This is a genomic window from Pseudomonas defluvii, from assembly GCF_001695625.1.
GTDB lineage: Bacteria > Pseudomonadota > Gammaproteobacteria > Pseudomonadales > Pseudomonadaceae > Aquipseudomonas > Aquipseudomonas defluvii.
Window position 1 is genome coordinate 1 of sequence record NZ_MBPN01000002.1, and the last position, 21,439, is coordinate 21,439.

Below are 21,439 nucleotides of genomic sequence, written 5' to 3' on the forward strand. Positions count from 1 at the left end.
GGCTTTCGTCGAGCGACCAGCCAAAGCGCAGCAGTACAGCCGATCAAGCCGCCTGCCCCCGTTGAATCGCGATGCTCCAACTCGCCCTGATACACAATGGTCACCGTTTCGAACCCCCGGTGGGGGTGCTGCCCGACCCCACGCCGGGCAGCGGTCGGGGTAAAGGTGTATGGGCCGGCGTAGTCCAGCAACAAAAACGGGCTGATGTGCCGCGCCAGGTTGTCGTAGGTGAACAGGCTGCGAACCGGAAAGCCGTCACCCACCCAATGGGGCTGGGGGCTGCGGTAGATGCCTTGGATCGTTTTCATGAGATACCTCCTCTCGTGCATGGCTTTTTCGGAAGCGTCCTACAACCAGCAGCACCCTCTTCGCAATAGACTGCCTGACTGAACGACAAGGAGTGTGCACGTATGGCGAACCCCGGCTACATGACCATCACCGGCAAGGCTCAAGGACTGATTTCAGCAGGCTGTTCAAGCCAGGATTCCATCGGCAACAAATATCAGTCAGCGCATACTGACGAAATCATGGTGCTCGCTTACCACCACAACATGGCCAACATTGGCAATATCAATAAGCCCACACACAGTCCGATCCTAATCACCAAGGGCGTTGATAAATCGTCTCCGCTGCTTGCTCAAGCGCTTTCCAGCAGAGAAGAAATAAACTGCACGATCAGTTTCTACCGCGTCTCGTCCTTTGGCATACAGGAAAAATTCTATTCCGTTTCGATTCACGGCGGAATCATTGTCGATCTAACGTCTGATCTACCCCATGCTGTTTTGCAAGGCGACGCCGAACCTGAAGAACAATTGGCCATTCGCTACCGCCAGATTACGTGGACCCACCACTTGGCAGGGACCACCGGTCAGAGCTTCTGGGGGGAAGAGGGATGAACCCTAACCGTCATGACATCTGGGACGTCAATAGCGCCGCTGGCAAGTTGGTAGGGCAAGCCCTCTCAGTCAGTGCTCGCCATCTTGCCTCCGGTACGCTGCGCATACAGTTCAATCGGGAAGTCACCTATTACGCAAAGCACATTGCCGATGATGTCGCGCTGGGACACACCACCCCAGAGCGAGGCATACAGACCATAGTGCAAGAGCAGCGCGACCTCTTGAACCAATCCAGAGCCTTGTCGCACAAAGGTAAAAACGCAATCACCCATCGGGTTGAACGCATTCCGCTGACTGAGCTCACGCGGGTCGTATTGAAACGCGACCCTGAGCGGTTGTTGCGCTTTGTCCACGCTCAAAACCTTAAGACAAGCACCAATAAGGAAATCACAACGCGGGCTGCAGCACCGCAGTCGCCCTTTGACCCTTTTGCATTTTTTCCTCGTGAGCACTGGCCAGAGCCTATCCAGGTAAACGAGCCGGGGTTCTACGTCGTACCCAAGAGCACAACGGCGGCCACGTTAGAGGCTCAGTTGTTTACCGTCCCTAACCCGGTCGTTATTGCCAAATTCAGGGCCCTCAACCCGAACCTGAACCAGGTAAAAGCGGGCCAGATGATCGTGCTGAGTGACCCCAACAACCCGCAATGCACCCGTGAAGAAGCTCAATTGATGGCGGCAGCTGAGAAGGTGAATGCGGCGCTCCAGGCCCTGACACCTGATGAGGCTGATTTCATGGTGCGTCACCATGACGAGATTTTGTCGTTTCTCACGCAGGGTTCCACCTCTATTGGTGTTGGGGAGGCGATATTCGCCAGGAACCTGGAAAGCGTGAAAGGCTCACTACGGGATATTGAGGCCCTGCACCAACGTACCTTCCAGCGTGACGGGCATCTGCGCTCGCCTGAGTTCTTTGCCGAACGCAAGCGCCTGTTTGGCCAGCTCGATAACCACCTCACGGGTCTGACCAAAAAAGGTATCGGCTTCCCCGATCACCCGAACCTCAAGAGTGCCCTAGGGATTTCCAGCCGTAGCCTGGTACACCGCTGGACCAAGGCGGGGACGCCAGACCAGATCCCCGGCTATGCCACACACATCGACGGGGTCGCCAAGGCTGCTAAGTACGTCAAGTACGGCGGCTGGCTAGGCACTGCAGTCGGTGGAGGCGCCTCATACATGAAAGTTCAGGACGTGTGTACCGCGGGTGATGCAGAGGCCTGCGAGCGCATTAAATTCACTGAAAGCGGTGGCTTCATAGGTGGAATCGCGGGCGGCGTTGCCGGTGGTGCGATTTTAAGCGCGGGTGCGACGGGTGCCGTTTGCGTGGCTCTCGGGCTGCCTACAGGTGGCGTGGGTAGTCTTGTATGCGGCCTTGTGGTCGTCGGTGCGGGCTCCTTGGCAGTGGGGGGCGCACTAGGAAAGACTGGAGAAAAGACAGGTGAATTAATTTATGAGGTTACTAAGTGAGCGTGAGTACCGCTGACAAAATTTTCCTCTGTGCCAGCTTAATTGGTTTCGGAGGTGTCTTCGTGTTCCTTGGTCTTGCGCTGCACCTCGCCTATACCAAGATGGATGTAATGTTGGGCCATTTGAAGAACTGTCCCGCTGTTATGGCCCGAGCCTCCTTCAAGAACGGCGGCCCTTGGGGGAGGCTGTTTGTGCTGGGCGCAATAATGGGGCTAATGACCTCGCCTCGTCTCTATCTCCGCGATGGAGGAGGTAGCGCAGAGGATCTAAAGAACTTTCCTTCAAACCTTAAACATAAACTGATCGTACTGCACTGGGTCGGTTGGGGAGGCATATTGTTGCTGTTTGGATTGTTCACATTAGACGCACTTGGACTTGTCTAAGCCTTGCGTTGTTTTGCTCCCACTGCACCTAAAACGCCCTCAGCGTTCCATCTACAGAACAGTCCGAGCAGAACCGTCCAAGAGAAAAGCCTCGACGCGCTTGGCGCTGTCAGCAGGATGCTCCTGCATGAAGCAATGCCCACCGGGCACCACTGCCGAGGTGACGCAACGGTTGATGCTTACCCAGCGCGCGACCGAGGGCGGTACGAAGGGGTAGGTCTGCTCGCCGTGCAAAACCAGCGTTGGCGTCCTGACCTTGGCCAGTGATGCCCACAACCGCCGCGGAAAGGAACTGAACAATTCCATCTCGCGGCTGGGCCGACACTTCAACGCTACCCCTTCGCCACAATCCGTCAAGGCATGCTCCACATAAGCCTGCAGCGCCGCATCGCTCCAGCCCTTGAAGGTTCCCCGCCCCTGAAGCCCTGCATGGGCAGCGGCACGGTCCGGCCAGTGGCTGCGGCGCGTGGCCGCCTTGCGCGCCAAGGTATGCCGACGGTGCATGCCCACCATCGACGCCACGCCCAACACGGCGATCATCGAGCGGCTGAACAGTACCGGATCAAGCAGCACCGCCCGTTGAAACAGCGTCGGTTCATGGGCCAGGATCAAACTGGTCACTACCCCACCGAAGCTGTGCCCCAGCGCAAAACAGGGCACGTCGGCATAGGCGCCACGCCCAGCCTCAAAGGCCTCAACAGCCAACTCGGCGGTACGGTTCCAACCAAGAAACGCCCCACCATGGTCGCTGTCGCCATGGCCCTGGACATCGCTCAGCCACAGATCGAAGGACTCACTGAGCACCTCCAGCATGGGCCGGTAGGCCAGGCAGCAGAAACCGGTGCCGTGCAGAAAATGCAACAACGGCTTGCCACTGGGCGGCGAACGCCAGCCACGCAAGGTGAAACCGGCTGAAGACGGAAAAGACCACGGAACGAGGTGCATGCAGGTCACTGAATACAGGGCGGCACAATAGCCAGGGAGGCTGATTACAACGTCGCCCCCTGGCAAGTTCAAGCACCTTGCGATTTAGTCGGCGTGTTTGTCTGAAATCGCCGGTTCCACGCCTCGCACGCTTACTGAAAACTGTGTGAGGCAAACAACAATGGGTACAGCGAAATCACCAGCAATGCCGCCATCAGCCAATTGAATGCCATCAACCAACGTGGGTTCTGCAACACCTGACGCAACGCACTGCCAAACATGACCCAGACACAGACGCTGGGCAGGTTGACCAACGCGAACAGTGTGGCAATGACCATGACATTGGTCAGGTAACCCTGCGCCGGGGTGTAGGTGGTAATCGCACCAACCGCCATCACCCAGGCCTTCGGATTAACCCATTGAAACGCCGCCGCGCCCCAGAACCCCAGTGGCCTGTGCGTTTCCGAGCGGGTCGCCGACAGCGGGCCGGACGTTGCGATCTTCCAGGCCAGGTACAACAGGTATGCGGCACCCACATAACGCAACACGGTGTAGAGGGGAGGAAACGTCTTGAATACTTCACCCAGTCCAAAGCCTACCGCCAGCACCATGACCATGAATCCGACACTGATGCCGACGGCGTGAGGAATCGAACGACGCACGCCAAAATTCACCCCGGAGGCCAACAACATGGTGTTGTTCGGCCCCGGCGTAATCGAGGACACAAAGGCAAAGAGCACAAAGGCTAGAAGCAGATCGAGGGAGGCAAACATGGCTGCGGCATCCTTGGAATAGTTGTGTCACGACACTAACGGAGCCCGCTGCTGCAACAGCCATACAGTTACCGAAAAATAGTGCACTACACCTACCTGTGCCGCACCTGCGTGATGGCGCTTGCCGACTAGCCACGGGGCAAGCGAATCCTGAACTGCGCACCGCCCAGCGCCGACTGCTCCGCCGTCAGGCTTCCACCCTGGCTCTCGATCGCCCGTCGACTGATCGCCAGGCCAAGCCCAAAACCACCGGTGGTGCGATCGTGGCTGCGGTCCAGGCGGTAGAACGGCTGGAAAATCCGCTGACGCTCCTCAGGTGGAATGCCAATGCCGTCGTCTTCCACCGTCAACAGGCAGGCACCCTGCTCGTCCATGTCCACGCGCAACAGCAAACTGCGGTGACAGTAGCGCATGGCGTTGCGTATCAGATTCTGAACCGCCCGCGCCGTGAGCCTCGGGTCGAGCACGAAACGCGGCAAGCCTGCTTCGGCCTGCACCTCCCACTCAATACCACGGCCATCCAGTTCCTCGGCGAAACTGCCGAGGATACTGTCGACATACTCGCTCAACGACACCTCGACGCGTTCAGCCAACTGCCCGGGCGTCTGCAAGCGGCTGTAGGACAGCAGTTCCAGGACCAGCTCATCCAGTTCCCGCACATGGCCAACCAGTTCCAGCAGGCGCTTGCGACTGGCCGGCGGCACTTCGTCGAACAGCAACACCAGCCCGAAGTCGAGCCGGGTCAGTGGGGTGCGCAGTTCATGGGAGACGGCATTAAGCAATTCACGCTGTTGGGTCAACAAGCGCTCAATATCCTGGGCCATGGTGTCGAAGACCGTGGCCAGGTCGCCGATATCCGAGCGCGGCGAAATGTGCGTACGCTCCGACAACTGCCCTTGGCCCAGGCGCTGGGCCGTCGCCTGTAGCCGTTTCAGGTCTCGCCAGTGCGGCCAGACCCAGAGCAACAGGCAACTGAGCAAGGCCGCGCCGATCAATACGGTAATCCCCCAGGACAACAGGTTGATCTCCAGAGGGTCCGGCGGGTTGCGCAACTCAACCAGCCACTGGTCGTCCAAGGGGGCAATGGCGGTGCTGTAGTAGCCCCATTCGCCCACCCGAACGACAAACTGCCCGGCGCCCAGGCGCGCGCGCTCGACAGGGCTCAGTTCAGTCTCGTCCTGACGGCGCAATTCGACTTCCAGCGGTGCAAAGTCAGCTGCCAACGCTTGCGCCACTTCAGGCCACTGGGCCGAGGGCACGTGCTGGAACTGCTTGAGCATCAAGCGCTGCACACCTTGGGCCTGCTGCAGGTTGTAGGCTTCGTAGCGCTCGTGGAACACGCTCAGGATCAGTTCGGGAATCAGGAAGATGGCCCCGGCGTAGCTGACGATGGTGATCAGGTACAGGCGGACAAGGATTTTCAGCATGGTTCGGGCAGCGCCTTCAGCATTCCCATTCGACTCGGCTGAACAAGTAACCCTTGCCCCAAACCGTCTTGATCTTGCGTGCTTCGCCCGCATTGTCGTCAAACTTGCGGCGCAACTTGGAGATAGCGACATCCACCGAGCGGTCAGTGCCGTTGAACTCGATACCGCGCAGGTGCTGCAGGATGCAATCCCGGCTGAGTACCGTGCCGGCATTACGCGCCAGCACCACCAACAGGTTGAACTCGCCGCTGGACAACTCCACCGGTTGCGCGTCCCAGTGCACACTGCGCTCGGTGAGGTCGATCTGCAGGCCACCGATCTGGATCAGGTCCGAAGCCACTTGAGGTTCATTGACGCTACTGCGCCGTAGCAACGTGCGCACCCGCGCCAGCAGCACCCGAGGCTCACAGGGTTTGCTGACATAATCGTCGGCCCCCATCTCAAGGCCCAGCACCTGGTCATGGCTGTCATCACGCGCGGTGAGCATCAGGATGGGCAACACGGCCGACTCGGCACGCAGCAGCCGACAAACCTGCAAACCGTCCAGGCCCGGCAGCATCAGGTCGAGGATGACCAGGTCGGGCTTGTTACGGCGTGCTTCCTCAAGCACGTGGTCGCCGCGAGCGATCACCCGGACGAAAAAACCGTTGCGTTGCAGGTAGCTGGCGATCAGTTCGGACAGCGCGCTGTCGTCTTCGACCAAAAGAATATTTGTCATGGAAAGTGCGTAAGCGCAAATGAGTCCGGCAGGATATCGAACCTCGCACACGCGAGGCGGTAATCTTCACACTTTTTCACAGACCGCCTACAGAGCTTAACAGTTGCGCCGGGGGTGCCTGCCTTAGCATGGCCGGGTCATTTTCGGAAGATCCGCATGTCCAGCCCAAGCCCCTCCCGTCTACGCACCCTACCCGCCCTTGTCCTGCTCGGCCTCACGCTGGCGGCCTGCGACAAGCAAGCCCCGGTCGAAGAAAAAGCACCGCCACGCCCTGTTTCGGTGGAAACCGTGCGTGTCGAACCCTTGGCCATCAGCAGCGAGTTGTCCGGGCGCATTCTGGCCCCGCGCACCGCAGAGGTGCGCGCGCGAGTCGCCGGCGTGGTGCTCAAGCGGGTGTACCGCGAAGGCAGCGACGTCAAACAGGGCGAGGTCTTGTTCCGCATCGACCCGGCACCGTTTCAAGCCGACTACGACAGCGCCCGTGCCGCCCTGGCCAAAGCCGAGGCCAACCAGTTCCAGGCGCGCCTGCAGGACCAGCGCTACAGCGAGTTGATCGCCATCAATGCGATCAGCCGCCAGGACTACGACAACGCCCGCGCCGCCGCTCTCCAGGCCAATGCGGACGTCGCTGCTGCCAAGGCTGCACTTGAGCGCGCACGCCTGAACCTGGGGTATGCCACCGTCACCGCGCCGATTTCCGGGCGTATTGGCCGCGCCTTGGTCACCGAGGGCGCACTGGTCGGGCAGAACGAGTCGACGCCTCTGGCGACGATCCAGCAACTGGACCCGATCCACGCCGACCTGACCCAGTCCACCCGGGAGCTGAACGCCCTGCGCCGGGCACTGCGCGCCGGCGAGCTGCAACAGGTCGGCCAGGACCAGGCACGTGCCACGTTGATCCAGGACGACGGCACGGCTTACCCGTTGCCCGGCAAGTTGCTGTTTTCGGACATCAGTGTCGACCCGAGCACCGGGCAGATTACCCTGCGCAGCGAGTTCCCCAACCCTGATCTTGACCTGCTGCCGGGCAGTTTTATCCGCGTTCGCCTGGAACAGGCCATCAAGCAACAGGCAATCAGCGTGCCGCAGCGCGCCATCCTGCGTGACAGCGCCGGCCAACCGCGTGTGCTGCTGGTGGATGCCGAGCAACGCATCAGCGAGCGCCCGATCGTGCTGGGCAGCGCGCAACAGGACCGCTGGATCGTCAGCGAAGGCCTGATTCCAGGCGAGCACGTAGTCATCGAAGGCCTGCAACATGTGCGCGTAGGTGATCAGGTGCACGTCACCCCTGCCGCCAAGGATGCCGCTTCTGTCGTACAGACCACTGGCCAATGAGGGCCTGATCAATGCCGCAATTTTTCATTGACCGCCCGGTGTTCGCCTGGGTGGTCGCGCTGTTCATCCTGCTGGCCGGCGCGCTGGCCATCCCGCAACTGCCGGTGGCCCAATACCCTAACGTAGCCCCGCCACAGGTAGAGATCTATGCCGTCTACCCGGGTGCATCGGCACAGACAATCGATGAGAGCGTCGTCAGCCTGATCGAGCAGGAGCTCAACGGTGCCGACCACCTGCTGTACTTCCAGTCGCAAAGCAGCCTGGGCAGCGCCACCATCACCGCCACCTTCGAGCCGGGCACCAACCCTGAACTGGCTCAGGTGGATGTGCAAAACCGCCTGAAAATCGTCGAGTCGCGTTTGCCGCGCGCGGTCACTCAGCAAGGCCTGCAAGTGGAGAAAGTTTCCACCGGGTTCCTGATGCTGGTGACCCTGACGGCTGAAAACGAGTCTCTGGACGAAGTCGCCCTCAGCGACTTCCTGGCGCGCAACGTCATGAACGAGATCCGCCGCCTCAACGGTGTCGGCAAGGCGCAGCTGTACGGCGCCGAGCGCGCCATGCGCATCTGGATCGACCCGCAGAAACTGATCGGCTTCAACCTGACCCCCGAAGACGTCAACCTGGCCATTGCCGCACAAAACACCCAGGTAGCACCCGGCAGTATCGGTGACCTGCCAGGCCGGGCGACCCAGGAAATAACCGCCAACGTGGTAGTCGAAGGCCAACTGTCGACACCGGAGGCGTTCGCCGACATCGTCTTGCGGGCCAACCCGGATGGCTCGCGGGTAACCCTCGGCGACGTCGCACGGGTAGAGATTGGCAGCCAGGAGTACCAGTTCGGCACGCGCCTCAACGGCAAGCCGTCGACCGCCTTCAGCGTACAGCTGTCACCAGGTGCCAACGCCATGCAAACCGCGACCCTGGTCCGCGCCAAGATGGACGAGTTGTCGCGCTACTTTCCGGCAGGCGCCCGCTACGACATCCCCTATGACACCTCGCCGTTCGTGAAAGTCTCCATCGAACAGGTCATCAACACCCTGCTCGAAGCGATGCTACTGGTGTTCGCGGTGATGTTTCTGTTCCTGCAGAATATCCGCTACACCCTGATCCCGACCCTGGTGGTGCCTGTGGCGCTGATGGGGACCTTTGCAGTAATGCTCGGCATGGGGTTCTCGATCAACGTACTGACCCTGTTCGGGATGGTGCTGGCCATCGGCATCCTGGTCGATGACGCCATCGTGGTGGTGGAAAACGTCGAACGGATCATGGCCGAGGAAGGCCTGCCGCCCCGAGAGGCCACCCGCAAGGCCATGGGCCAGATCAGTGGGGCCATCGTCGGGATTACCCTGGTGCTGGTCGCGGTGTTCCTGCCGATGGCCTTCATGCCAGGCTCCGTGGGAGTGATCTATCAGCAGTTCTCGTTGGCGATGGCGGTGTCGATCCTGTTCTCGGCCTTCCTCGCCTTGAGCCTGACACCCGCCCTGTGCGCCACCTTGCTCAAGCCCATCGAAAGCAGTCATGCGCAAAAGCGCGGTTTCTTTGGCGCGTTCAACCGGCGCTTCGAGCGCCTCACCAACGGCTACCAATCCTGGGTGACCCATGCCCTAAAGCGCAGCGGACGCTACCTGCTGGTGTACGGCCTGCTGCTGGCCGGCCTGGGCTACCTGTTCAGCCAACTGCCCTCCTCGTTCCTGCCGACCGAAGACCAGGGCTACACCATCACTGACGTCCAGCTCCCGCCCGGTGCCAGCAAGCCACGTACCGAGCAGGTTGCGGCGCAGATCGAAGCGCACAACGCTGAAGAACCCGGTATCGGCAACACCACGGTGATCATGGGCTTCAGCTTTTCCGGCACCGGGCAGAATGCGGCGCTGGTCTTCACCACACTCAAGGACTGGTCCGAGCGAAGCGCCGAGGACAGTGCAGCGGCCATCGCCGAGCGCGCCACCGCCGCTTTCAGCCAGTTCAAGAACGCAATTGCCTACTCGGTGCTGCCGCCACCGGTCGACGGGCTTGGCACGTCCAGCGGCTTTGAGTTCCGCCTGCAGGACCGTGGCGGTCTCGGCCACACCAACCTGATGGCCGCACGCGATCAGCTACTGGCCGCTGCCGAGAAAAGCCCGGTGTTGATGAACGTACGTGAAAGCGCCCTGGCCGAAAGCCCTCAGGTACAACTGGAGGTAGACCGCAAGCAGGCCAACGCCCTGGGCGTTTCCTTTGCCGACATCGGCACCGTGCTCAACACCGCTATCGGTTCGACCTACGTCAACGACTTCCCCAACCAGGGCCGGATGCAGCGGGTGGTGGTACAGGCCGAGGGCGACAGCCGCAGCCAGGTCGAAGACCTGATGAAAATCCATGTCCGCAACAGCGGCGGCAAGATGGTGCCACTGTCGGCGTTCACCCGCGCCCATTGGGTATCCGGGCCGGTGCAGTTGACGCGCTACAACGGTTATCCGGCGATCGCGGTGTCCGGTGAACCAGCGCCCGGCTACAGCTCGGGCGAGGCCATGGCAGAGATCGAGCGCCTGGTCAGCCAGTTACCACTGGGCATGGGCTTGGAGTGGACCGGCCTGTCGCTGCAGGAGCGGCTGTCCGGCAGCCAGGCGCCCATGCTGATGGCGCTCTCGCTGCTGGTGGTGTTCCTGTGCCTGGCGGCACTCTATGAGAGTTGGTCGATCCCGACCGCGGTGCTGTTGGTGGTGCCCCTGGGCGTGCTGGGCGCGGTGCTCGCAGTAACCCTGCGAGGCATGCCCAACGACGTGTTCTTCAAGGTCGGCCTGATCACCTTGATCGGCCTGTCGGCGAAGAACGCGATCCTGATCATCGAATTCGCCAAGCATCTGGTGGACGAAGGCCACGACCTGATAGACGCGACGGTACAGGCCGCGCGCCTGCGCCTGCGTCCCATCGTCATGACCTCACTGGCGTTCATCCTTGGCGTCGTGCCGCTGGCCATCGCCACTGGCGCCAGTTCGGCCAGCCAGCAGGCGATCGGCACCGGGGTAATTGGCGGCATGCTCAGCGCAACGCTGGCCGTGGTATTCGTACCGGTGTTTTTCGTGGTGGTCATGCGCCTGGCGGGCACGCGACGACGCCAGCCTGAGGGCACGGTCAGCCTGGAAAGCTGATGGACAGCCAAAGCCGGTCATGGGATCGTGAGCGGCTTTGGCGCTACAGGTAAACATCATGATCCAGCTTCCGTCGCCCTGCTCCATCCTCCTCTTGGCGGGCGGTCGTGGCCAGCGTATGGGCGGACGCGACAAGGGCCTGATTCCCTGGCACGGGCAGCCCCTGATTGCCCACGCCCAGGCCGTGGTGCGTCCACTGACCGATGACCTGATCATTTCCTGTAACCGCCACGCCGAGCAGTACCGGCCCTATGCCGATCATCTGGTCAGTGACGAATCAGGCGACTATCCAGGCCCGTTGGCCGGTGTGCTCAGCGGGTTGGCCCAGGCGCGTCACCCGTGGCTACTGGTGCTCGCGTGCGATGCACCGCTGATCGACCGCACACTGGTTCTTGACCTGCTGAGCCAGGCGAACGATCAGGGGCGACCGGCGATGATCCGTCAGGATGGCCACTGGCAACCGATGTTCTGCCTGCTGCCGAGCAGTCTGCTCGACGACCTTCGCCAGCGCTGGAGCCAGGGTGAGCGCAGCCTGCTGCGAGCCCTGCTGGCGCAGCCACTGCAGGCGCTGGACTATCCGCTTGACGATCCACGCCTGAGCAACTTCAACTCGCCAGAACACCTGGTGCCATGACTGTCAGCAAGCGCGAACCGGACACGGAAACGCGATATAGCGACCGCACTCAAGGCCTGAGGTCATCGAAGAACGCTTTACTGCCATCAACCTGAGACGATGCCCGGGGCAGGTTCTGCGCCTCCCCGGTCGGCGTCTCGACGTGCCAGTAACAATGCCTGACGGCGCGGGTAACCGCGACATAGGCCAGGCGCAGGACCTCATCCTTCTGCGCGTTGTCGTAGGCTTCAGGGTCACCGCTACGGCCAAGCCCAGCCTGGCGATAGACCTGGTTCTTATACGGGGAACGGGTCACGTGCTGACAATCGCCAAGCATGAACACCGCATCCGCCTGCAACCCCTTGGCGCTGTGGTAGGTCAACTGACGGAACCGGCGCTGCCCCGGCGCAAGGCTTTTCTCATGATTGATCAGTGGCTGTAAATACTCTGAAATCAATGACTTATCACTGCTTTTTCGATACAACATCATCACCGAATCGCCCTGCCGGTAATGCGCCATCAACTGCTGGGCAAGCGCAGCCTCGTCACGCGGCTGTACCGTGACCGGCACTGCATCCTCGGCCGCCAGGCCGCAGGCCTTGGCTTTCTTGCCGTTGATCGCCGGCGCCGGCTTAACGATGTGCTCGGCCGCATCGATGATGTGCTGGTGGCTGCGGTAATTGTCGCTGAGCATCACCCGCGTATTGGCCGGCGAGACGAATTCCTTGGTGAACTCCATGAAGTACTTGGGTGAGCTACCGCGCCAGCCGTAGATCGATTGCCAGTCATCGCCCACACACAGCAGCGACGAATGCTGGGCGGTGCGCCCCACATGCAATGCCGGCCCGCGCCGACGGATTTCACGCAGGCTGGCCCGTAGCCAGGAAACGATCTGCGGCGAGACATCCTGGAACTCGTCGATCATCAAGTGCGCCAAAGGCCTGAGCAAGGCATCGGGCAACAAGCGCAGGTTCTCGGGGTTGTTCTCCGAGAACAGGGCGAACATCCGGTTATAGCTCATGATCGGCGGCGACTGCGCCAACAGGTGGTTCTCCAGCGCCCGCCAGTACAGGCTCAACGCCTCGAAGAACAGTGCATCACTGTCACCTGCCGGAAAACTCATGCTTGCGACTGCCGCGCCCACATCCAGCCCGAGGTTCTCGATGAACCCGGCAGCACTGACGAAAGCATCCAGGAGCGGCACCGACGAGAGCTCGCCCTTGACCTTGTAGTCAAAGCCCGGCCCGGCCACGGCATCCGTTGCAAGGGAGGCGGTCAAGCGTTTGGCTGCCGAATAGTTTTCCAGCCATATCAAGGGTTTATCGCAGAAAGCTTGAAACAGTGTGCGCTTGATAACCCATTCGGCCCACACCGGTAACTTGGCGTTCGAACGTTTGTAGTCCTTGTTTTCCCCGGGATCGAAGCCCAGTACCACCCAGGCATCGAGTTCGGCAATATAGCCATGGACGTGAAAACGGCTGCCATTGATCTCCAGGGTTTCCCGACGTGGCTCAATGCCCTTGATCGGCCACGCGCCCGCCCTGAACCAGAGGTCTTCAATCGTGTCGCACAACTCCTCGTCGCGCTCGGCGGACAGTTGCGTCACGGCCACACGCTTCTGCACGTCGGGATGATCGCGGTCCAATGCCTTGAGCTGCAAGGCTTGGCGCCGCAGGGACATGATCAACTCGGCAAAGCGTGGGCTGCCCTGCATCAGGTCGCGGTAGCATAGGTTCAGTTGCTGGCGCTGGGCATCATTGATACGCAGGTCGAACGGGTTGGTCTCGGCATTCGACTCGCTGCCACCCGGTACCTCACTGCCCAGCGTCTCAAAGGCCCGCAGCTGGCTGAAACCCGGCAGGCTGCGCACCAGTGGCAGAATCCGCGAATGGAAGGTGCGCACCAACTCGCGGGCCTCTACCGGGCTCAGGTTGATACCCCACAGGGCAAACACCTGGGTCAGTCGTGCGATGAAGTCCTTGCGCGACTCGCGCGTGAACGTGACCACGGTCATGGCGTCCAGTTCATAGCCCAGGTAGTGACGCAACAGCAGAATACGCAGCACCAGGGACGTCGACTTGCCGGCACCGGCACCGGCAATCACGCAGGTCGAAGGCGTCTCACTGAAGATCATTTTCCATTGCGCAGTACTTGGCTGCGCCTGGGCTGGCAAGCGCTGCGCAACGTCGGCCTTGAAGCGTTTTTTAAGCTCCGTGGTGAGCGGCAGGCGCCAATCGTCGAACAGGCTGTCGTCCTGCCCCGGCACTGCGTGGGCATCGGGGCGGGTATCACGAATCACCAGAACCTGGCGGCCCGCCTCGAAGCCGTCGACACGGCCCTCCTCATAACCCTCGCGCAGGCCCTCGGCATGGCCGGTACGTTGACCGCTGGCATGCCCCTGAAACCACGAGTCGCGGTGCTGAGCCTGCAGCCGGCTCAGGCCTCGACCCAGTACACGGGCCAGCAGCCGTCTGACCCAGGGTAACTGGGCCGGCGGGGTTAATTCCGGGGGGTGCTTGGGGCGCTCGTGTGACACACCGACTCCAACTGAAAAGGGCTCTGCCGCCATGTTCGCTCCATTGACCGCAAAGCACCAGCCGAATGCTTACAGATCAGTCAATTAGGCGATGAAGTGAATCAATCACTGCACCTTAAGCATCTAATAAACCGATCAGAATCAGCCATAATTTACGCTTAATTTCGATCATTAATTGGGCGATCATCGTTCACATAAACCTTGCCGAGGAGATGAATCATGCTGCAACTTCGCCCGTTCGCCACACTGGGCCATGCCAACCACGGCTGGCTGGATGCCCATCATCACTTCTCATTCGCCGAATACCACGACCCCGAGCGCATGCACTGGGGCACCCTGCGGGTCTGGAACGATGACCTGATCGCCGCAGGCAGCGGTTTCCCACCACACCCACACCGCGACATGGAGATCATCACCTATGTCCGCGAAGGTGCTATCAGCCACCAAGACAACCTGGGCAACAAAGGCCGTACCGAAGCGGGCGATGTGCAAGTGATGAGCGCCGGGACCGGGATCGTCCACAGTGAGTACAACCTGGAGAAGGTTAATACACGCATCTTCCAGATCTGGATCATTCCAGAGCGCAGCGGCGAGGCGCCCTCGTGGGGCACCCGTCCGTTTCCCAAGGGAGAGCGCGGTGAAGGCTTCGTGACCCTGGCCAGTGGTCGTGAAGGTGATGAGCAGAGCTTGCGCATTCGGGCTGACGCACGGCTGGTCGCGGCTACCCTGAAAGCCGGAGAAAGCGCCGAGTACGTGCTGGACAGCGGACGTCGCGGCTATCTGGTGCCGGCCAAAGGGCTGGTCGAGGTCAACGGTGTGCGCGCCGCTGCCCGTGACGGCCTGGCGATCGAAGATGAATCGTTGTTGCGGGTGACTGCGCTGGAGGACAGCGAAATCGTTCTGGTGGATGTCGCCTGACCGCCCCCGCCAAGCCTGCTCCCATAGAACCTGTAGGAGCCGGGCTTGCCCGCGATACAGACGCCGCGAACTCACGGATACCCCACCGACGCTATCGCAGGCAAGCCTGCTCCAACAAAGCCCGCGCAGCCTGTGGGAGCGGGTCTTGCCCGCGATGCAGACGCCGCGCACTCACTGACACCGCATCGAGGCCATCGCAAGCAAGCCAGCTCCAACAAAGCCCGCGCCAGCCTGTAGGAGCCGGGCTTGCCCGCGATGCAAACGCCGCGAACTCACGGACACCCCACCGACGCTATCGCAGGCAAGCCAGCTCCAACAAAGCCCGCGCAAGCTGTGGGAGCGGGTCTTGCCCGCGATGCAGACGCCGCGAACTCACGGATACCCCACCGACGCTATCGCAGGCAAGCCAGCTCCAACAAAGCCCGCGCAGCCTGTAGGAGCCGGGCTTGCCCGCGATGCAAACGCCGCGCACTCACGGATACCCCACCGACGCTATCGCAGGCAAGCCTGCTCCAACAGGGCCCGCGCTAGCTGTGGGAGCGGGTCTTGCCCGCGATGCAAACGCCGCGAACTCACGGATACCCCACCGACGCTATCGCAGGCAAGCCTGCTCCAACAGGGCCCGCGCAAGCTGTAGGCGCGGGGCTTGTGCGCGACCGATGATCAAGAAATGGCGTTGTCGACCAATTCCTGGGCTTCGCTTACCAGGCGCTGCAAATGCGCATCATCGATAAAGCTTTCGGCGTAGATCTTGTAGATGTCCTCGGTACCCGACGGACGCGCCGCAAACCAGCCGTTGGCGGTCATCACTTTCAAACCGCCAATGGCCTGGCCATTGCCTGGAGCATGGCTGAGGATCTGCTGAATCGGCTCACCGGCCAGCTCAGTGGACTTCACCTGCTCCGGCGCCAGTTTGCTCAACAAGGCTTTCTGTTGCGGGTTGGCCTTGGCCTCGACACGCGTTGCGAATGGCTCACCCAGCTCGGCAGTCAGCGCCGCATAGGCCTGACTCGGGTTACGCCCGGTACGTGCAGTGATTTCCGCCGCCAGCAACGCCGGGATCAGGCCGTCCTTGTCGGTGGCCCAGACACTGCCATCCTTGCGCAGGAACGAAGCGCCTGCACTCTCTTCGCCACCAAAACCGAGCGAACCGTCGAACAACCCTTCGGCGAAGAACTTGAAACCCACCGGTACTTCATAGAGGCGACGCCCCAAGCGTGCCGTCACCCGGTCGATCAGGCCGCTGCTGACCACCGTCTTGCCGACGGCTGCATCGGCGCGCCACTGCGGACGGTTCTGGAACAGGTAGTCAATGGCAACCGCCAGGTAGTTGTTCGGTGCCAGCAGGCCGTTCGGCGTGACGATGCCGTGGCGGTCGTGGTCGGGGTCGCAGGCAAAGGCAACGTCAAAACGCTCACGCAGGCCGATCAGGCCCTGCATGGCATAAGGCGAGGACGGGTCCATGCGGATCTGGCCGTCCCAGTCCACGCTCATGAAGCGGAAGGTCGGGTCGACCTCAGTGTTGACCACCTCCAGGTTCAGGCGATAGTGATCGGCAATGGCCGACCAGTAGCGCACACCGGCACCGCCCAGCGGGTCAACGCCCAGGCGCAGGTTGGCACCACGAATAGCATCGAAATCAATCACATTGATCAGATCGCTGACGTAGTTGCCCAGGTAGTCATGGCGATGGGTCGTGCTGGCCTTGAGCGCCTGCTCGTAGTCCATGCGTTTCACATCTTTCAGGCCATCGGCCAGCAGTTCGTTGGCCTTGGCCTCGATCCACTTGGTGACGTCGCTGTCAGCCGGGCCGCCATTGGGCGGGTTGTACTTGAAACCGCCGCTCTGTGGTGGGTTGTGCGACGGCGTGATGACCACACCATCGGCAAGCCCGCGGCTGCGACCACGGTTGTAACAGAGAATCGCGTGGGACACTGCTGGCGTTGGCGTGTACTCATCGTCCTTGGCCAGCATCACTTCGACGCCATTGGCCGCCAGCACCTGCAGTGCGGTAGCCGCTGCCGGGGTGGACAGTGCATGGGTGTCGATGCCGACGAACAGCGGACCATCGATGCCTTTGACCTTGCGATACAGGCAGATGGCCTGGCTGATAGCCAGCACATGGTCTTCGTTGAAACTCAACTCCAGCGAACTGCCGCGATGCCCGGAGGTACCAAACGCCACGCGTTGGGTGGCGATGCCGGCGTCCGGCCGGCCAGAGTAATAGGCGGTCAGCAGTCGAGGGATATCGACCAGGATCGACGCAGGTGCCGGTTTGCCCGCCAGGGGACTGAGCTTCATGCAAAACCTCAAGAATGGGTGTTCAGGGTAATGAAAGGACACAGTTTACTGGCAGTTTGACCTTAAGGCGACGAGGAAGCTCCCTGCCCTGACGACTATTTTTTTTGCGGTGCCCACCAGACTGGAAACATCTGCTGTACCTTCTGCTCGGCGAATCGATCATCAATCAGCATGACCACCCCACGGTCCTGCGGGCCACGAATGACGCGCCCTGCGGCCTGGATAACCTTGCGCACGCCCGGGTACAGGTAGGTGTAATCGAAGCCCGCGCCAAACCGCTCGGCCATGCGCTGCTTGATCTGCTCGTTGACCGGGTTGACTTGTGGCAGGCCCAAGGTGGCGACGAATGCGCCGATCAGGCGGGTTCCCGGTAGATCGACCCCTTCGGCGAACGCCCCGCCCAACACCGCGAAACCAACCCCTTGCCCACCTTCGACAAAGCGTTCGAGAAACGCCTGGCGTGCCTCCTCCGCCATCCCTTGCGACTGACGCCATTGGGGAATGGCCGGGTACCGCGTTGCCAGCATTTCGGCCACGTGCTGCAGGTACTCGAAGCTGCTGAAAAACGCCAGGTAGTTGCCTGGTTGCCGGGCGTACTGCTCGGCAATCAGCTCGCTGATAGGCGCAATAGACGCCTGACGGTGCTGGTAGCGCGTCGACACATTACTCACCACGCGCACCTGCAACTGCTCTGCGACAAAGGGCGATGCCACTTCCAGCCAGGCAGTGTCGCCTGGCATCCCCAGCAGGTCGGCATAGAACTGCCGGGGGCCGAGGGTGGCGGAAAACAGCACAACGCTGCGCGCCGCCGCCATTTTCGGCGCGATCAATGCCGCGGGCAGCACGTTGCGCAGGCACAGGGTGGACAGGCTGCGCCGCCCCTGCCCCTCGCGCTTACTGATGTCGAACAGGAAGTTCTCATCAAAGACCTCGCTCAAGCGGCTGAACTGCAGCGCACGGAAATAGAAGTCCATCAGTGCAGGGTCCAGCCCCGACGGGGCCTGATTCATCTGTTCCTGAATCAGCGTCAGGCAGCGCTGCAAGGCCTTGAGAAAGGCCGTCGGCAACTCGGCACTGGCCCTGTAGGGCGCAACCTGGTCATTGTGCAGGGCATTCCATTGACGATTGAGTTGCTGCAGGGCACTGCTCATGCCGACAGGCTTGCTGCGACGCAGGCTCTGCAACAACCACTGATCGAGGCTCGCGCTGTACATCTGACGGGCGCGCTCGACCAGGTTGTGCGCCTCGTCCACTAACACCGCCACCCGCCATTGGTTGGCCTGGGCCAGGCCGTACAACAAGGCGCTTTGATCAAAGTAATAGTTGTAGTCGGCGACCACCACATCGACCCAGCGCGCCATCTCCTGGCTCAAGTAGTAGGGACAGACCTGATGCGTCAGCGCCACCTCGCGCAACGCGGCTTTATCCAGCAAGGCGACTTCCCGGGCCGCCTGGCGAGCCGCCGGCAATCGGTCATAAAAGCCCTTGGCCAACGGGCAGGATTCGCCATGGCAGGCGTTCTGCGGATACTCGCAGGCCTTGTCCCTGGCCACCAGCTCAAGGCTGCGCAGCGCCAACGTCGGGGCACTGGTCATGACCTGGCGCACCGCCTCCAGCGCCAAGGCCCTGCCCGGCGTCTTGGCGGTCAGGAACAGTACTTTGTCCAGCTGTTGCGGCACGACAGCCTTGAGCATCGGGAACAACGTGCCCAGGGTCTTGCCGATACCCGTTGTGGCCTGGGCCATCAGACAACGGCCGGTGCTGACCGCCTTGTACACCGTTTCGGCCAGATCGCGCTGGCCGCTGCGCATCTGCGCATAGGGAAAGCTCAATGCCTGCAACCCGCTGTTTCGCTCGCTCAGGCGCTGCATCTGCGGGATCGCCCAACCCAGAAACATTGCACATTGCTGCTTGAAGTACTGTTCCAATGCCTCGGCCTGGTAGTGCTGCTCGATACGCGTCTCGCGGTCACTGTCGACATCAAGGTAGACCAGCGCCAGGTGAATGTCGGTCAGTAGCCGCGCGCTGCACAGCAGCCAGCCATAAATGCGCGCCTGCGCCCAATGCAGCTCGCGGTGGTTATGCGGTTGGCTGGCAAGGTCGCCTCGGTAGGTCTTGATTTCCTCCAGACGGTTGGCTGATGGCGCGTAACCGTCGGCGCGGCCGCGCACGCGCAGTTGCTCGTAACAGCCTTCCAGGGTGACTTCTGCTTCATAGTCGGGCCCGCGCCGAGCAACCACCCGGCGATGCCCGGCTATCCCTTCCTGCGCCGTGGGCGACGGGGTGAAGCGCAGGTCAAGATCGCCCTGTTTTGCGGTGAATTCGCAGAGGGCACGCACCGCGACTACGTAGCTCATGACGCCTGCGGCGCCCATTGCACATGGCAGACCTCGACCGGCAGGCCATGCTCACTGCAGAACGCTATCCAGCGCAGCTGGTTGTCCTGCAGACGATCGCCAGGCCCCTTGACCTCGATCATTCGGTAACGCCGCGCCTCGGGCCACAGTTGAATCAGGTCCGGCATGCCGGCGCGGTTATGCTTGATATCTTCCAGCAAGCGCCGGAAACACGCGGACAGATGCTCAGCGGGAAGGCACGCCAAGGCCTGCTCCAACAGCGTTTCGTCAAGCACCTCCCACACCACGAACGGCGACTGCAAGCCGCGCTTCGCCACATGGTTGGCGCGAATCGTCTGGTGATAGCGACCGTCTTCCAACTGCGCCAGGCAATCGCCAAACAGCGCCTCACGACGCGCGTGGAAACCGGGGTCATGAAGGTCCTGAGGGCCACGTTGGAAAGGGTGGAAGAACGCCCCCGGCAGCGGCGCGAAAATCGCGTCCCAGCAAAGCAGGCCGAACAGGCCATTGAACAGGCAGTTCTCGACGTAGAATACCTGACCGCCCTCTTCCTCCAGGTGCTGTTGGACTGCCCGCTCGACACCCAGCGTCGAATGCTCGCGAGGCAGGCAGAGGTCGACCCGGTTTACGTCAGGTGCGCTGCGCCTCGGCTGCGCGGGCCCACCCAACTTGCGCCGCAGGCGCGGCAGTACGCGGTCCAACGCCTGCGCTTGCAGTGCATTCAGCGGCTGTTCACTGACCGCCTCAGCCAGATTCAGCGCGGCCGCCCACTGTTCGTCGCGCTCCAACACCCGTATGTGGCGCAATGGCGCCTGCGGGTGCGCACTGAGCGGATAGATCTGCTGGGCCAGCGCCCAGTTGCCTTCACGCTCACACTGCTGGCCCAAGTGGAACAATAAACGAGCGCGACGGCGCTCCAGCCAGGGGTTAAGGCTGTGCAGGCACTCGGCGCGCGCCAGTACCTGCTCGACGGCAACCCCCGCAGCCAACTGCTCGGCACACTCATGCAGGGCCAAGGCGACCTCGACATCGTTTCGCTCACGCATCGCCCGGGAATCGGCACTGAACGCCACCTGCTCGTAGCGCAGTACGCCAAGGTCAGCCAATACGAATTCGGACCAGTCCTGGTGCAGATTGCCAAAGAACAGCAGGCGCAAGCGGTCGCACAGGGCTTGCAAGCGCCACGCGTAGACAACCTCGGCAAACCCCGGATACCACTCGGACAAACGACGTGGCTCTGGGTACAGCGGTGCCAGTTGTTCAAAAAGCTCGGGTTTGGCCGCACGCGGGCGCGTCAATGCCGTGGCGAAACAGTCAACGATTTCATCCTTGCGCAGCATCTGGAACAGCTGTTCCAGGCTCAGCACGGCATCATCGTCGACCCACGCCAAGGCCACCAACGGCGCCAGGGCCTCAACCGACGGGCCGATTTCGGCGTATTCCAACTTGCTTGCGCGGAACAACTGCCCCTTGCGCATCACCATGCGCACCAGCATCGCCCGGGTGGCCTGCGGTTGTTGGCCGAACTGGTGAATGAAATCATGCTCCTGCTCCGAGAGCAGATCGGCATAACGCAGCAGCAACCAGTCCAGTACCTGCTGGAAGTTGTGGAGGTAGTAAAACGGATCAGAAACAGGGTGAGCGATCACAGCAGGCAGGCA

At 61.5% G+C, this 21,439-nt stretch carries 16 protein-coding genes; 7 read left to right on the top strand and 9 right to left on the bottom strand.

Features of this window, described 5'->3' with window-relative positions:
• Nucleotides 1–308: pirin family protein (locus EKA13_RS00585; protein WP_141685660.1), on the bottom strand; the 308-nt coding region annotated here is incomplete at its 3' end.
• A 102-nt stretch (nucleotides 309–410) separates the two neighbouring features.
• Here EKA13_RS00585 and EKA13_RS00590 point away from each other — a divergent pair.
• The 3 genes from EKA13_RS00590 to EKA13_RS00600 are packed head-to-tail and all read left to right on the top strand — an operon-like array spanning nucleotide 411 to nucleotide 2,745.
• Nucleotides 411–896, top strand: a complete 486-nt coding sequence (locus EKA13_RS00590) for an Hcp family type VI secretion system effector (RefSeq protein WP_065757597.1) — start codon at nucleotides 411–413, stop codon at nucleotides 894–896.
• Entirely contained in the window at nucleotides 893–2,362 is a 1,470-nt protein-coding gene (locus EKA13_RS00595; protein WP_065757598.1) for a hypothetical protein, read from the top strand. Before EKA13_RS00590 ends, EKA13_RS00595 begins: the two co-directional genes overlap by 4 nt.
• Nucleotides 2,359–2,745 carry a hypothetical protein gene (locus EKA13_RS00600; RefSeq protein WP_065757599.1) on the top strand — a complete coding sequence of 129 codons (387 nt, stop codon included), beginning with the start codon at nucleotides 2,359–2,361 and terminating at the stop codon, nucleotides 2,743–2,745. Before EKA13_RS00595 ends, EKA13_RS00600 begins: the two co-directional genes overlap by 4 nt.
• A gap of 51 nt (nucleotides 2,746–2,796) precedes the next feature.
• Here the strand turns inward: EKA13_RS00600 and EKA13_RS00605 are convergent, their stop codons facing one another.
• From EKA13_RS00605 to EKA13_RS00620, 4 genes are all read right to left on the bottom strand, one after another.
• Nucleotides 2,797–3,690, bottom strand: coding sequence for an alpha/beta fold hydrolase (locus tag EKA13_RS00605; protein WP_065757692.1), 894 nt, complete (start codon nucleotides 3,688–3,690; stop codon nucleotides 2,797–2,799).
• A 131-nt stretch (nucleotides 3,691–3,821) separates the two neighbouring features.
• Complete coding sequence (locus EKA13_RS00610; RefSeq protein WP_065757600.1) at nucleotides 3,822–4,442, bottom strand: LysE family translocator; 621 nt, start codon at nucleotides 4,440–4,442, stop codon at nucleotides 3,822–3,824.
• Nucleotides 4,443–4,570: 128 nt separating this feature from the next.
• Nucleotides 4,571–5,869 (bottom strand): ATP-binding protein, encoded by a 1,299-nt coding sequence (locus EKA13_RS00615; protein ID WP_065757601.1) that lies wholly within the window; start codon nucleotides 5,867–5,869, stop codon nucleotides 4,571–4,573.
• Between the two features lie 16 nt (nucleotides 5,870–5,885).
• On the bottom strand, nucleotides 5,886–6,587 hold the full coding sequence (locus EKA13_RS00620) for a response regulator (protein ID WP_065757602.1): 702 nt from the start codon (nucleotides 6,585–6,587) through the stop codon (nucleotides 5,886–5,888).
• A 156-nt stretch (nucleotides 6,588–6,743) separates the two neighbouring features.
• On the opposite strand from EKA13_RS00620, the gene EKA13_RS00625 reads away from it, so the two are divergent.
• From EKA13_RS00625 to mobA, 3 genes are read left to right on the top strand one after another with little or no spacing between them, the layout of a single operon-like run.
• Nucleotides 6,744–7,922 carry an efflux RND transporter periplasmic adaptor subunit gene (locus EKA13_RS00625; protein WP_065757603.1) on the top strand — a complete coding sequence of 393 codons (1,179 nt, stop codon included), beginning with the start codon at nucleotides 6,744–6,746 and terminating at the stop codon, nucleotides 7,920–7,922.
• An 11-nt stretch (nucleotides 7,923–7,933) separates the two neighbouring features.
• The gene (locus tag EKA13_RS00630; RefSeq protein ID WP_065757604.1) at nucleotides 7,934–11,053 is read left to right on the top strand and encodes an efflux RND transporter permease subunit; all 3,120 of its coding nucleotides are present in this window, start codon (nucleotides 7,934–7,936) and stop codon (nucleotides 11,051–11,053) included.
• A gap of 58 nt (nucleotides 11,054–11,111) precedes the next feature.
• Nucleotides 11,112–11,687 carry a molybdenum cofactor guanylyltransferase MobA gene (gene mobA / locus EKA13_RS00635; protein ID WP_065757605.1) on the top strand — a complete coding sequence of 192 codons (576 nt, stop codon included), beginning with the start codon at nucleotides 11,112–11,114 and terminating at the stop codon, nucleotides 11,685–11,687.
• A gap of 49 nt (nucleotides 11,688–11,736) precedes the next feature.
• Here the strand turns inward: mobA and EKA13_RS00640 are convergent, their stop codons facing one another.
• A complete protein-coding gene (locus EKA13_RS00640; RefSeq protein WP_065757606.1) occupies nucleotides 11,737–14,235 on the bottom strand; it encodes a UvrD-helicase domain-containing protein in 2,499 nt (832 codons plus the stop codon).
• 186 nt (nucleotides 14,236–14,421) lie between these two features.
• On the opposite strand from EKA13_RS00640, the gene EKA13_RS00645 reads away from it, so the two are divergent.
• Complete coding sequence (locus EKA13_RS00645) at nucleotides 14,422–15,120, top strand: pirin family protein (protein WP_065757607.1); 699 nt, start codon at nucleotides 14,422–14,424, stop codon at nucleotides 15,118–15,120.
• 663 nt (nucleotides 15,121–15,783) lie between these two features.
• Here EKA13_RS00645 and pgm read toward each other — a convergent pair.
• From pgm to EKA13_RS00660, 3 genes are all read right to left on the bottom strand, one after another.
• Complete coding sequence (gene pgm / locus EKA13_RS00650; protein ID WP_065757608.1) at nucleotides 15,784–17,421, bottom strand: phosphoglucomutase (alpha-D-glucose-1,6-bisphosphate-dependent); 1,638 nt, start codon at nucleotides 17,419–17,421, stop codon at nucleotides 15,784–15,786.
• Nucleotides 17,422–17,516: 95 nt separating this feature from the next.
• On the bottom strand, nucleotides 17,517–19,778 hold the full coding sequence (locus EKA13_RS00655; protein WP_065757693.1) for an ATP-dependent DNA helicase: 2,262 nt from the start codon (nucleotides 19,776–19,778) through the stop codon (nucleotides 17,517–17,519).
• Nucleotides 19,775–21,427: a VRR-NUC domain-containing protein gene (locus tag EKA13_RS00660; RefSeq protein ID WP_065757609.1), complete on the bottom strand. Its 1,653-nt coding sequence runs from the start codon at nucleotides 21,425–21,427 to the stop codon at nucleotides 19,775–19,777. The genes EKA13_RS00655 and EKA13_RS00660 overlap by 4 nt, the downstream gene beginning before the upstream one ends.
• Between the last annotated feature and the right edge of the window lie 12 nt (nucleotides 21,428–21,439).